Origin of the sequence: Mycobacterium sp. E3298 (genome assembly GCF_001666895.1) — a bacterium.
In the GTDB taxonomy this organism is placed as follows: Bacteria; Actinomycetota; Actinomycetes; order Mycobacteriales; family Mycobacteriaceae; genus Mycobacterium.
In genome coordinates, this window is sequence record NZ_LZJB01000065.1 from 1 (window position 1) to 13,173 (window position 13,173).

A 13,173-nucleotide genomic window follows, 5' to 3' on the forward strand; every position below is an offset into this window, starting at 1 on the left:
ACGACGGCTACGCCCTGGCCGGGGTGTCCAGCTTCGGCTTCGGTGGCGCCAACGCCCACTTGGTGGTGCGCGAGGTCTTGCCCCGTGACGTCATCGAGCGGGAGCCGGAGCCGGCGCCCGAACCGCAGGCGGCCGCGGAAACCGCCGAGGCCCCCACCATGGAAAGCCACGCGCTGCGGTTCGACGATTTCGGCAACATCATCCCGGATGCCGAGGCGCCCGAGGAGGACGAGTACGAGCTGCCGGGCGTCACCGACGAGGCGCTGCGGCTCAAGGAGATCGCGCTCGAAGAGCTCGCGGCGAAAGAAGCGGCGGAGCCGACCAAGCCCCTGATCCCGCTCGCCGTGTCGGCGTTCCTGACCTCGCGCAAGAAGGCCGCGGCCGCCGAGCTCGCGGACTGGCTGGAAAGCCCGGAGGGCCAGGCGTCGTCCCTGGAATCGGTCGGCCGGGCGCTGTCGCGGCGCAACCACGGCCGTTCCCGCGCGGTCGTGCTGGCCCACGACCACGAGGAGGCCATCAAGGGTCTGCGCGCCGTCGCCGAGGGCAAGCAGCGGCCGGGCGTGTTCAGCGTCGACGGGCCCGTGACCAACGGACCGGTCTGGGCGATGGCCGGCTTCGGCGCGCAGCACCGCAAGATGGGGAAGAACCTCTACCTGCGCAACGAGGTCTTCGCGGAGTGGATCGAGAAGGTCGACGCGCTGATCCAGGATGAGCGCGGTTACTCGGTGCTCGAGCTGATCTTGGACGACTCGCACGAGTACGGCATCGAGACGTCCAATGTGGTGATCTTCGCGATCCAGATCGCGCTCGGCGAATTGCTCAAGCACCACGGTGCCAAGCCCGCCGCGGTGATCGGGCAGTCCCTCGGCGAACCCGCGTCCGCCTACTTCGCCGGCGGGCTGTCGCTGGCCGACGCCGCCCGGGTCATCGCGTCGCGCTCGCACCTGATGGGTGAGGGCGAGGCGATGCTGTTCGGCGAGTACATCCGGTTCATGGCGCTCGTCGAGTACTCCGCCGACGAGCTCAAGACGGTGTTCGCCGACTTCCCGGGCCTGGAGGTGTGCGTCTACGCGGCGCCCACCCAGACCGTCATCGGCGGCCCGCCCGAACAGATCGACGCGATTGTCGCCCGGGCCGAGGCCGAGGGCCGCTTCGCCCGCAAGCTGCAGACCAAGGGCGCCGGTCACACCTCGCAGATGGACCCGCTGCTCGGCGAGTTCTCCGCGGAGTTGCAGGGCATCGAGCCGATGACGCCCACCGTGGGGATCTTCTCGACGGTGCACGAGGGGACCTACGTCAAACCCGACGGCGAGCCGCTCCACGACGTCGCCTACTGGGTCAAGGGGATGCGGCACTCGGTGTACTTCACGCACGGCGTCCGCAACGCCGTGGACAGCGGGTTCACCACCTTTTTGGAGCTGGCGCCCAACCCGGTGGCGCTGATGCAGATCGGCTTGACCACCGCCGCGGCCGGGTTGCACGACGCGCAGCTGATCCCGACGCTGGCCAAGAAGCAGGACGACGTCGAGGCGATGATCGCGGCCATGGCCCAGCTCTACGTCTACGGCCACGACCTGGACATCTGGACGCTGTTCAGCCGGGCGTCCGGTCCCGAGGACTACGCCAACATTCCGCCGACCCGGTTCAAGCGCAAGGAGCACTGGCTGGACGTGCACTTCGCGCACGGCAGCAGCTCGGTGCTCATGCCGGGCAACCACGTCGCGCTGCCTGACGGCCGCCACGTCTGGGAGTACAACCCCCGCGGCCTGACGGACCTGCCCGCGTTGGTGAAAGCCGCTGCGGCAGAGGTCCTTCCGGACGCGCAGCTGGCGGCCGCCGAGCAGCGTGCGGTGCCCGGCGAGGGCGCCCGGCTGGTGACGACGCTGACCCGGCATCCGGGCGGCGCCTCGGTCCAGGTACACGCCCGCATCGACGAGTCCTTCACGCTGGTCTACGACGCGCTGGTGACCCGCGCCGGGGAGGCCGGTGTCGCCTTGCCGGCCGCGGTCGGCGCGGGCGCGGCCATCACGGCTGCGTCCAACGGGGCCGCCGTCGCGCCGGCGGAGTCCGGCGGTGAGGCCGAAGCCGAGACCCTGACCGACAGCCTGACCAACCGGTATTTCTCGGCGAGCATGGGCAAGTGGTCGCCGGACTCGGGCGAGACGGTCGCGGAGCGCCTGGGGCTGATCGTCGGCTCCGCCATGGGTTACGAGCCCGAGGACCTGCCGTGGGAGGTGCCCCTGATCGAGCTCGGGCTGGACTCGCTGATGGCGGTGCGGATCAAGAACCGCGTCGAGTACGACTTCGACCTGCCGCCGATCCAACTGACGGCCGTTCGGGACGCCAACCTCTACAACATCGAGGAGCTGATCAAGTACGCGGTCGAGCACCGCGACGAGGTCGAGCAGCTGCACGAGTACCAGCAGAGCCACTCGCCCGAGGAGATCGCCAAGGCCCAGGCGCAATTGATGAGCGGCGCCTCGCCCGCGACGATCGCCGCGCCCGCGCCCGACCCGCAGGCGGAGCCCGAGACCCAGCCGGCGCCGCCGCCGGCCTCGGACGTGCCGATCCCGCCGCCGCCCACCGACCCGACCGGGCCGAAGGCGAACGGCGGGCAGCCCGCACCCAACCTGGCCGGCGCCGCACAGGCGCTCAACCAGGAGGCGGTCACCAAGGCGCTGAACTCCGACGTGCCGCCGCGCGACGCCGCCGAACGGGTCACCTTCGCGACGTGGGCGATCGTCACGGGTAAGTCCCCGGGCGGCATCTTCAACCCGCTGCCCAAGCTGGACGACGCGCAGGCCGAGAAGATGGCGCAGCGCCTCTCCGAGCGGGCCGAAGGTCCGATCACCGCCGAGGACGTGGTGACGTCGGAGAACATCGAGGCCCTGGCCGAGAAGGTTCGCGGATACCTCGAGGCCGGTGAACTCGACGGATTCGTCCGCACCATCCGGGCGCCGCAAAACGATTCGCAGATACCGGTTTTCGTGTTCCACCCGGCCGGCGGTTCGACGGTGGTCTACGAGCCACTGCTCAACCGGTTGCCGCCGGACACCCCGATGTACGGGCTCGAGCGCGTCGAGGGCACCGTCCAGGAACGGGCCGCCCAATACGTGCCCAAACTGCTGGAGATGAACGGCGACAAGCCGTTCATCCTGGTCGGCTGGTCGCTGGGCGGTGCGTTGGCCTACGCCTGCGCGATCGGGCTCAAGCGGATGGGCGCCGACGTGGCGTTCGTCGGCATGATCGACACGGTCCGGGCCGGCGAAGAGATCCCGCAGACCAGGGAAGAGACCCGCAAGCGGTGGGACCGGTACGCGAGATTCGCCGAGCGCACCTTCAACGTCGAGATCCCCGCGATCCCCTACGAGCAGCTCGAGGAGCTCGACGACGAGGGTCAGGTCAAGTTCGTCTTGGAGATCGTCCAGCAGAGCGGTGTGCAGGTGCCGGGCGGGATCATCGAGCACCAGCGCACGTCGTACCTCGACAACCGCGCCTTGGAGACGGTCCAGATCGAGCCCTACGACGGCCACGTCACGCTCTACATGGCGGATCGCTACCATGACGACGTCATCGAGTTCGAGCCGCGGTATGCCATTCGCCAGCCGGATGGCGGCTGGGGCGAGTACGTGTCCGAGCTCGAGGTCGTGCCGATCGGCGGGGAGCACATCCAGGCCATCGACGAGCCGATCATCGCCAAGGTCGGCGCGCACATGACCGAGGCGCTGGAGAACATCGAGGCGGGGCGCCGCCGGAAGAGTGAGGTGGGCAACTAGTGACCGGTGCGGAGCCTTCTCGCGCTCACACGACAGCCGAAAAGCTGGCCGAGCTACACGTTCGCATGGAGCTGGCCAAGGAGCCCGGCGGTGAGAAGGCCGTCGCCAAGCGTGACAAGAAGGGCATCCCCAGCGCCCGGGCCCGCATCCACGCACTGGTCGACCCGGGCACCTTCCTCGAGGTCGGCGCGCTCGCCAAGACACCGAACGACCCGAACGCGCTCTACGGCGACGGGTGCGTCACCGGACACGCCACGATCGACGGCCGGCCCGTCGGGGTTTTCTCGCACGACCAGACGGTGTTCCAGGGCACGGTCGGCGAGATGTTCGGCCGAAAGGTCGCGCGGCTGATGGAGTGGTGCGCGATGATCGGCTGCCCGATCATCGGCATCCAGGACTCCGGCGGAGCCCGCATCCAGGACGCGGTCACCTCGCTGGCGTGGTACGCCGAGCTTGGCCGGCGCCACGAGGCGCTGTCGGGACTGGTGCCGCAGATCTCCCTCATCTTCGGCAAATGTGCCGGGGGAGCGGTGTATTCGCCGATCCAGGACGACCTGCTGGTCTCGGTGCGCGACCAGGGCTACTTCTTCGTGACGGGTCCCGACGTGATCCGGGAGGTCACCGGCGAGGAGGTCACCCTCGACGAGCTCGGCGGCTCGGACGCGCAGGCCCGCTACGGCAACATCCATCAGGTGGTGGATTCCGAGGCCGAGGCGTTCCAGTACGTGCGGGACTTCCTGTCGTTCCTGCCCTCGAACTGCTTCGACAGGCCGCCGATCGTCAACCCCGGGCTGGAGCCGGAGGTCACGCCGACCGATCTGGAGCTCGACTCGATCGTGCCGGACTCCGACAACATGGCCTACGACATGCACGAGATCCTGCTGCGCATCTTCGACGACGGTGACTTCCTCGAGGTGGCCGCGCAGCACGGGCCGGCCATCATCACCGGATACGCCCGCGTCGACGGGCACCCGGTGGGCGTGATCGCCAACCAGCCCATGTACCTGTCCGGGTCGATCGACAACGAGGCGTCCGACAAGGCGGCGCGGTTCATCCGGTTCTGCGACGCGTTCAACATCCCGCTGGTCTTCGTGGTGGACACCCCGGGGTTCCTGCCGGGCGCCGAGGAGGAGAAGCGGGGCATCATCAAGCGCGGTGGGCGGTTCCTCTACTCCGTCGTCGAAGCCGACGTGCCGAAGGTGACCATCACCGTCCGCAAGTCCTATGGCGGTGCCTACGCCGTGATGGGCTCCCGGCAGCTGACCGCCGACTTCAACTTCGCCTGGCCCACCGCGCGCATCGCGGTGATCGGCGCCGAGGGCGCAGCCCAGCTGCTGATGAAGCGGTTCCCCGACCCGACCACGCCCGAGGCGCAGCAGATCAAGAAGGACTTCATCGAGGGCTACAACCTCAACATGGCGATCCCGTGGACGGCCGCCGAGCGCGGCTTCATCGACGCGGTCATCGACCCGCACGACACCCGGCTGTTGCTGCGCAAGTCGATGAAGTTGTTGCGCGACAAGCAGTTGTGGTTCCGCACGGCACGCAAGCACGGGCTGATCCCGGTCTAGCGTCAGGCCGAACGGCCGGCCAGTCAGGGGGATCATGTCGGAGAATCTCGAGGCAGTCGATCCCGTCACGGCAGCAGTGCAGAAGTGGCAATCGGTGCATGCCGCGCTGGGGCCGCAACACGAATCAACTTTGGCCGCGCGACTGGCGCTGGCCGAGGCGCGGCAGAATGCCGGCGACACGCTAGGTGCTGTCGGTGACGCCGGTGCAGTCCTCGATACACGTCGCGAGGTACTCGGATCCGAACACCCGGATACTCTCGCGGTGGCCGGCGCGGTGGCACGGTGGCGCTTCCTCCTCGGTGACATCGGCGCGGTTGACCAACTGCGCGAACTGATTCCGGCGATGGTTGGGGTGCTGGGCGCCGAGCACCCCGACACGCTCCGTGCGAGTCATGTCGTGGCCTACGTCGAGTATCCCCATGAGGATGCGGCGACCAGGCTGGTTCGCTGGGTGCGGTTGTGCGGCGCCGAAACTCGCGTGTTCGGTGTCGAGCACGAGGTGACGCTGTCGGCGGCCTACATGGTGGCGCAGGCCCGCTACGACCTCGGTGACCCTTTCGGCGCCAGCTCAGATGCGGTGCCCGTGGTGACGTACCGCCGCCAACTACTGGGGGCGCATCATCCCGAGACTTTGGCCGCCCAACTGGCGCGGCTGGGTTGGCTCGGGGAAGCCACAGGCCCCACCAGCTTCGTTCTGAAGAGCCTCAACGAACTGATAACGACCGCCGAAAACGCGCTCGGCCACGACGACGAAATTACTTTGCGGGCGCGTTACGTTCGTGCGCTCTTGACGCCGAAAACCTCCGGTACCGAAGTGGACTGCATCTCCGAGTGGGACCTGCTGGCCGAGGACCTGACCCGCGGCCTCGGCGAGGCGCACCCGCTGAGCGTCGGTGCGCGCGAACAGCGTTCGGCGGCGTACGCCGAGTGGGAGCAGGACCTCAACGAGGTGCGCGACCTGGCCTTCCATTTGTTCGTCGACGTGGAATCCGAAGAACGCGACATCGACCAGCCTCCGGGACGCGACTGGCTGGACACCGGAGACCTCGACGAAGACGCGGTCGAGAAGGTGACCGAGGACGCCGACGACCAGCGCGCCGAGCGCGCCGCGTTGATGGAAAATGTTGTGGCGGCCAAGAAAGCGTTGTCCCGCAGCGCCCGCGCCGCGGGCAATGACGCCTACGAGACGTTGCTGTGGCGTTATTTCCTGGCCTGGCGGTTCTGGGAGGGGCACGAATTCGAGGCGGCCGGCGAGCGGACCCGGCGGCTGATCGACGATTGCGCGCGGCTGCTCGGCGACGACCATGAACTCACGGAGGCGTCGCGAACGATGTTGCACTTCATCGACACCCGCACCTGGAGCGGTCTGCCACTGTTCTGGGATGGCAGCGCGATGGTCTGACGGGATCCTGGTGTTTCACCACGATCACGAAATCAGTCATGGTTCCGCACCGAGCGAACGTGTGGGCTGATCGCGGTCCAGACCGGCTGCGGGGCAGTATCATTGGTCGCTTCGGCAGCGTCTCGACCCTCATATGCCGACCGTGATATCGCGAGCGATATCAAATCCGTGGATCGAGTGGTGTTTGTCGCACGACGCGACCGGCGGGTGATGATCGTTAGCCCGTGAACGCGCCATCGACCAGGTCGTCGAACCGCTCCAGCGCCTCGTCGGATTCGGCGTCGATGCCGCGCAGCGCCCCCCGATCCGCGAGGTACCGGTGCGCATACAGCCGGGCTACCAACGCCTTTCGCTCCCCGCCGCGGGCCTCGCGCTCCCAGGCGGCCTGCTCGGTGAGCAACGCCGCGGCATAGACGTCGCCCATGAATTGGGCCAGCGGGAACAGCCGCGCCTCGGCCATGTCGCGGTCCAGCTTGGACCACGCCGTGATGGCGGCGTCGAGATCCTCGATGCGCCCGGCGACCAGCCGTGTGGTGTCGTCGTCATCCGACACCGACACCGCGTCGCGCAGCCGCGCCAAAAACCGCTCGTGCGCGCGGGTCTGCTCGATGCCGCGCCGCACATCCAGGCACAGGATGTTGTCCGGCCCCTCCCAGATGGTGTTCACCTGCGCGTCGCGCAGCAGCCGGGCCACCGGCCAGGTCTCGATGTAGCCGTTGCCGCCGTGGATTTCGATCGCGTCGGACGCCGCGGTGATGCCGAGCCGGCACACTTTCAGTTTGGTCACCGGCACCGCGATGCGTTGCCGCATGGCCCGCGGCTGGCGATGATTGGTGGCGCCGGTGCCGTCGAAAACCATTGCCTGCGCGGCTTCCACGTCGACGATCAGCTCCGCGAGCTTGCGCCGCATCAGCGGCTTGTCGATCAGCGCGCCGCCGAACGCGTGCCGCTGCCGGGCATAGCACAACGACTCGACCAGGGCGCGGCGCGCGTTACCCAGGCCGAACAGGGCGATGCCCAGGCGCGCGGCGTTGGTCAACTCCATCATGCGGCCCAGGCCCTTCCCGTCCGATGGCCCGGCTTCGCCGCTGGGCTCTCCCGACAGCAGAAACGCTTCCGCGTCAACGAATTCCACCTCGCCGGAGGCCACCGAGCGGGTGCCGAGCTTGTCCTTCAGGCGGCGCACCCGCACCCCGTTGCGCGACCCGTCGCGGCGGGTGCGCAGCACCAGGAAGTTGGCGACGCCCCGCGTCGAGTCGGGTGCGCCCTCCGGCTTGGCCAGCACGACGAAGGCCTCGCCGGCGCAGTTGGAGGCAAACCACTTGAACCCGTTGAGGATCCAGGAATCCCCGGCCCGGGTCGCCGTGGTCTCCAGCGCGCCCAGGTCCGAGCCGCCGGTGCGTTCGGTCAGCAGCTGCGCCGTCTCCCCGGCCCACTCGCCCGAGGCGAACTTGGCCAGCACGTGCTCGCGCACGTCGGCAGGCGCGTAGGCGGCCACCAGCGAGGAGACCATGCCACCGCCGGTGCCCAACGCGCAGCCCATCCCGATGTCGGCCTGATTCAGCAGGTAGTTCGACGCGAACAGGCCCAGGCCTGAGCTCACCTTGGCGGCGCGGGCGTCGTTGCGCAGCGCCTGCTGGGCGTCCAGGACCGCGCGCTTGGACTGGGTGAAGGACGCCGGCATGACGACCTGGCTGACGTCGTGTCCCCACCGGTCGTAGCGTTCCAGCCGCGGCGGGTTGTGGTCGGTCTCCTCCGCCCATTTCGCGACCGCGCCGCCCATCAGCTCGCCCATGCGCGCCAGGTGCGGCTCCACCACCGCCAGCTCGTCCGGCTGCAGGTAGTACGCCATGATGAACTGCAGGGTGGGGTCGGTGAGGTACCAGTTGAGACCGAGCGCCCCGCGATAGTCCTCGGTCCGGTAACGCTGCGCCTTCTCCTCGGTGGAGAAGGGCAGCCTGTCCACCGCCTCCGCGGCGTAGTCGCTCATGGGTGAGACGCTACGCGCTGGTGAGGAAAACCAGACGGACCCTGCCGATTTGGATTTCGTCGCCGTTGGCCAGCACCGCCGAGTCGACCGGCTTCCGGTTGACGTAGGTCTGGTTCATGCTGCCCACGTCGACGACGCGGAATTGCCCGCCGTCGCTTCGGAATTCGGCGTGCCGACGGCTGACGGTGATGTCGTCGAGATAGATGTCGCTCTCGGGATGGCGGCCGGCGGAGACCACGTCTGCGCTCAGGGAAAAACGCGAACCGGCGTTGGGGCCACGCTTCACGACGAGCAGCGCCGAGCCTGGGCGCAACCCGGCGGTGTCCTCGATCGCGGCATCGGCGGCGGTTGCCGGCGCGTCGAGCTCGGCGGGCATGGCGCTGCCGATGGCGCCGGTGCGGTCCTCCGGGTCTTCGCGCCGAGTTGGCCGGTGCGGCGTCGACCCCGTGTCGCTCACGCGGCTCGCGGCAGGTCCGGGTTGGCCGCCGTCGCCTGCGATGTCGGGCGCTGCGGCGCCGGCACCCAACCGACGTAGGTCAGGTACAGCCCGACCAGGGCGAAGACGACGCACGCCGTGATCCACCAGCCCTGCGCGCCGATCATGTCGTTGGCCAGCGCGGCGAAGAACCTGGGAAATGCCACCAGCAGCAATCCGCGCAACACGATCAGCCAGCCGACCAGGGAAACGGTGACCGCCGCGGCGCCGCGCCAGCTTTGGTGGGCCGCAACGATGGTCAGGCCGATCAGCAGGATGAAGGCTCCGGTCACGAAGGTCCACATCGAATTCGCCTCGAACTGCGACAGCAGCGACTGCATGTCCGAGGCGCGCGCCACCGCCGTCACATCGACGACGACGAGGAAGGGGCCGAGCACGCGGCAGAAGAAGCGTGTCGACTGTTGGGAAGCGTCCATTGCCGTACCTTTCATCCGACGCCGGTCACGCGGCGACCCCTTTATCGGAGCACTCGACCGCGGCGTCGTGATAGGGACTTAAGGCACTGCCCGCTCCCAACGGCGTGGTTATACCGGGGCGACGAACTCCGATGTGTAGAACTCCGCCGGATTCTGCGAGTTAGCGTTGGTCCGTTCGATAATCACCCAAACTCCAGTCGTGCCGGGACGAATGGTGTCTTGGACGGTCGTTGTTCCGGTGCCCGCCGCATCGATATCCATGCCCGCGAAAGCGGTGCCGGGATCACCCGGACCGCAGGTGCTCGACGAGGGCCGGGGCATCTGGATCAGCCCGACGTCGAAGTGGGTGCCGGGCTCGGGCTCGTCGTACAGGTGCACCTCCGCGAGCGCTCTTGACCCGCTGGTACGGATCACCGCCGAGCCGGTGCCGAGCATCGGGCTCGGCACCTTCGGGGCCACGCCGACGCGGCTGAAATCGCAGCGCCGCAAATAGTTGTCCAGCACCACCGTGGTGCCGCCTTCGGCGTGGGCCTTGACGCCGAACGTCATCGCCCAGGTGATCGCCACCGCGATCAGCGCCGCACATGTTCGGATACGTCTCAGCGTGTACATGGGCCCACCTGTTTCTCCCGTGTGAACTGAATCACAGCGGTTAGGTATTAACCAGGGCCCGGCAAAATCAAACCTATTTCCGGCAATTACTCATTCGTTAATTTGTGCGGTTATTGGGCGGCTGACGAATTGCCAGAGAAAAGGCGTTTATTACGCCCTACGGTTTAATGCGGATCGGCCCAGGAGACCACCAGCCGCTACGGGTCGCGGTGCCCAGATCGAGCTGCGCGGGATGGGCATCGGCGACGGTGTCGAACTTGCGCAGCGATCCCCAGTCCCGGCCCCAGTCGTGCGACAGGTAGGTCGACATCACGTGGGCCCGCAGCAGCAGATCGGTGATGCCCAGCAGGCCGCCGTTGACGCCGTCCTGCCAGGTGTCGGTGTCCTGCTTCTTGGCGTTGTAGTCCGGGGTGATGCGGAACCTCGGGATCTCGGTGACACCGTTGACATGCAACATCGGCTGCTGGCACGGGAATGCCAACCCGACCGCCCAGTCCATCAGCACCGGCTGCGTCGAGCCGACATACTCCTGCAACGAGCGCAGTTCCGGCACCCGCGGCGGGGTGACCGCGATCCAGTCGTCCGGCGTCAGCGACAGGTCCTCGGCGACGAGCCGCACGGCGACGGCGTCCGCCGGGATCTGCGAGCGCGCGAAGCGCAGGTTGCGCCACACCTTGGGTTGCTCGCCGTAGAGGTCGTAGGGCACCAGCCTGCCGCCCGGCTGCACGGAGCCGCCGGGACCGGGACGGCCGAACTCCAGCTCGACCGTCTGGCCGCTGGTGTGGTGATGCAAGATGCTGTTGCCGGCGATCGTGCCCGCCGCGGTGACGACTACCAGCGGGTGCCCGTCATCCGCCTTCGGCAGCTGATACCACGCGGAGGTGAGCCGGCTCTGCCGTTGCGCCCCGGTCGTGTAGCTCCCGGCCAGGGGGACCTGCTCGGCGTTGAGGCCGTACGGCAGCGGCACCGTCGATCCGTTGACGCCGGGCGTCGTCAGCTTCAGCGGCGCGTCCCAGTCGTAGTCGGTGCCCGGCTGCGGCACCGACGTCTCCTTGACCGACTCGGCCAGGGTGCGGTCCGGAACACCGTTGGGAGTGAATCCCGTCGGGTTCACGCCCCCGAGCGCCCCCAGCGGACCGTAATCGCCGGGCAGGGGCGCCATGAAGCCGGCGTTGCTGTCCGGTTCGACGAGCACGTCGTCGGCCAGGCCGCAGCCTCCGCTGAACTCGCGCAGGTTGTCCCAGGCATTGGAGTAGGTGGGGTATTGACGCACGATGCCGGCCACCATCGACGCCACGAACACCAGCGCCATGAAGCCGGCCGCCAGCGGGATCGGCGCGGCGGTCAGCGCTCGCGCCAGGCGGCCCTCGCCGTGGCTGGTGTCGGCGAAATGCAACCAGGCCGCATACACCGCGGCAATCACGAACAGCGCGAAAAAGATTGTGCTGATCGAGATTCCGCCGACCCTGGGCATGCTGCTGTTGAACGGCACGCCGTAGCTGGAGACGTACCACCAGCCGTTGGTGGTGGCGAAGCACAGCGCCAGAATGAACAGCACCGCCGCGAGGAACGCCATCCGGTTGCGCGACCAGCGCAGCACCTTCGGCGACACCAGCACCGTCGTCAGCGCGGCCATCGCCGCGCCCACCGCGGCGAACAGCCCGAAGTGGTGCACCCACTTGGTGGGGGTGAACATCAGGAAGAACATGGTGCCGAAGATGACACCCATCAGGCGCCACGCCGGCCCGCGGGCCACGCCCGGAACTCGCTTGCGCCGCAACATGATGAACATGGCGGTGAACAGGCACAGCGCGGTGATCAGGAAGCCGAAGCGGCGCGAGAGTGAACCGTCGACGGTGGGCAGAATCAGGTAGTAATAGCGCAGGTTTTCGGTGTACCAGGCCTGGCTGGGCCCGATCGCGGTCCGAATCCTGGTGGCTTCCAACACCGTTGACAGCGTCTGATCGGCGAACACCACGGTCAGGATGACCGTTCCGGCGGCCAGCATCGGCGCCACCAGCGGCAAGGTGCCGACCAGCCGATGCCGGCGGACCAGGATACGCAGGATCGGACGGCCACCGGCGACCAGTGCGGCCACGGCGATCAATCCGGTGGGCTGGACGCCGAGGGTGAACGCCGCGGTGATGACCGCCAGCGCGGCGGGAGTCAACCGGCTGTAACGCATGGAGCGCTCGATGAGCACGTAGGTGATCAGCGAACCGACGGCGATGATCGGCTCCGGGCGCAGGCCGTTGTCGAACGGCATCCACGCGGTGAGCAGGACCAGGCCCGCCGCCCAGTTCGCCGCCTTGCTGCCGGCGACCGCGGGCCCGAGACGGGGCAGCACCTCACGCGAAAGCAGCAGCCAGCAGACGATTCCCGCGATCAGGTCCGGCAGGCGCATCCACAGGCTGGCGTCGCTGACGTGGGTCATCAACGCCAGCAGGTTGTAGTACCACCCGAACGGGTCCTCCGGGCTGCCGAACCAGCGGAAGTAGTTCGACATGTAACCGGCGTGGTCGGCGACCCGGGCCATGCCCAGGATGTAGCCGTCATCGGACGAGTTCGCCCCGATCACGTGCCACAGCAGGAACCCGAAGATGACCGTGACGTCGGCCAGCGTGAAGGTGCGCCAGTTCGCCGGAATGAGCCGGCGCATCCGGTGGCCGTCCAGCTGGTCCAGGCGCCACAATGCGATCAGCGCGACGATCGTGGACACGATGGCCAGCACCATCGCGGTCAGCTTCAAAGTCGTTGGGGTGGTGGAGAACCGGGTGTCGATGGTGGCCGACAGTTTCAGGCCCGGCGGGGCCGGGCCGGTGAGGTCGGTGAACACCCCGACGATCTGCGGCCGCAGGTTCGGGTCGGGGAAACCGCCCCCGATCGGCCTGCCGGCCGAATCCTTCACTT

The 13,173-nt window shown here is 68.1% G+C and carries 8 protein-coding genes; 3 read left to right on the forward strand and 5 right to left on the reverse strand.

Going from position 1 to position 13,173, the window contains the following annotated elements:
• The 3 genes from A9X05_RS02370 to A9X05_RS02380 form a co-directional block, all read left to right on the forward strand.
• Positions 1-3,776 (forward strand): acyltransferase domain-containing protein (locus tag A9X05_RS02370; protein ID WP_067778983.1); only part of this gene is annotated, 3,776 nt, incomplete at its 5' end.
• A gap of 65 nt (positions 3,777-3,841) precedes the next feature.
• On the forward strand, positions 3,842-5,347 hold the full coding sequence (locus A9X05_RS02375) for an acyl-CoA carboxylase subunit beta (RefSeq protein ID WP_231968752.1): 1,506 nt from the start codon (positions 3,842-3,844) through the stop codon (positions 5,345-5,347).
• Between the two features lie 34 nt (positions 5,348-5,381).
• Positions 5,382-6,749, forward strand: coding sequence for a tetratricopeptide repeat protein (locus A9X05_RS02380; RefSeq protein ID WP_067760220.1), 1,368 nt, complete (start codon positions 5,382-5,384; stop codon positions 6,747-6,749).
• Between the two features lie 217 nt (positions 6,750-6,966).
• Here A9X05_RS02380 and A9X05_RS02385 read toward each other — a convergent pair whose 3' ends face one another.
• The 5 genes from A9X05_RS02385 to A9X05_RS02405 form a co-directional block, all read right to left on the reverse strand.
• Complete coding sequence (locus tag A9X05_RS02385) at positions 6,967-8,739, reverse strand: acyl-CoA dehydrogenase family protein (protein ID WP_067778986.1); 1,773 nt, start codon at positions 8,737-8,739, stop codon at positions 6,967-6,969.
• Between the two features lie 10 nt (positions 8,740-8,749).
• Positions 8,750-9,127 carry an FHA domain-containing protein gene (locus A9X05_RS02390; RefSeq protein ID WP_368664914.1) on the reverse strand — a complete coding sequence of 126 codons (378 nt, stop codon included), beginning with the start codon at positions 9,125-9,127 and terminating at the stop codon, positions 8,750-8,752.
• A gap of 65 nt (positions 9,128-9,192) precedes the next feature.
• Positions 9,193-9,651 carry a hypothetical protein gene (locus A9X05_RS02395; protein WP_156670249.1) on the reverse strand — a complete coding sequence of 153 codons (459 nt, stop codon included), beginning with the start codon at positions 9,649-9,651 and terminating at the stop codon, positions 9,193-9,195.
• A gap of 108 nt (positions 9,652-9,759) precedes the next feature.
• The gene (locus A9X05_RS02400; protein WP_067778992.1) at positions 9,760-10,263 is read right to left on the reverse strand and encodes a hypothetical protein; all 504 of its coding nucleotides are present in this window, start codon (positions 10,261-10,263) and stop codon (positions 9,760-9,762) included.
• A gap of 157 nt (positions 10,264-10,420) precedes the next feature.
• The coding region (locus A9X05_RS02405; RefSeq protein ID WP_067778995.1) for an arabinosyltransferase domain-containing protein at positions 10,421-13,173 on the reverse strand (2,753 nt) is incomplete at its 5' end.

Bases quoted from the DNA above. Each gene is read 5' to 3' on its own strand.
- A9X05_RS02375 (WP_231968752.1), top strand. From the start codon at position 3,842: ATGGAGCTGGCCAAGGAGCCCGGCGGTGAGAAGGCCGTCGCCAAGCGT.
- A9X05_RS02380 (WP_067760220.1), top strand. From the start codon at position 5,382: ATGTCGGAGAATCTCGAGGCAGTCGATCCCGTCACGGCAGCAGTGCAG.
- A9X05_RS02400 (WP_067778992.1), bottom strand. From the start codon at position 10,263: ATGTACACGCTGAGACGTATCCGAACATGTGCGGCGCTGATCGCGGTG.
- A9X05_RS02385 (WP_067778986.1), bottom strand. From the start codon at position 8,739: ATGAGCGACTACGCCGCGGAGGCGGTGGACAGGCTGCCCTTCTCCACC.
- A9X05_RS02395 (WP_156670249.1), bottom strand. From the start codon at position 9,651: ATGGACGCTTCCCAACAGTCGACACGCTTCTTCTGCCGCGTGCTCGGC.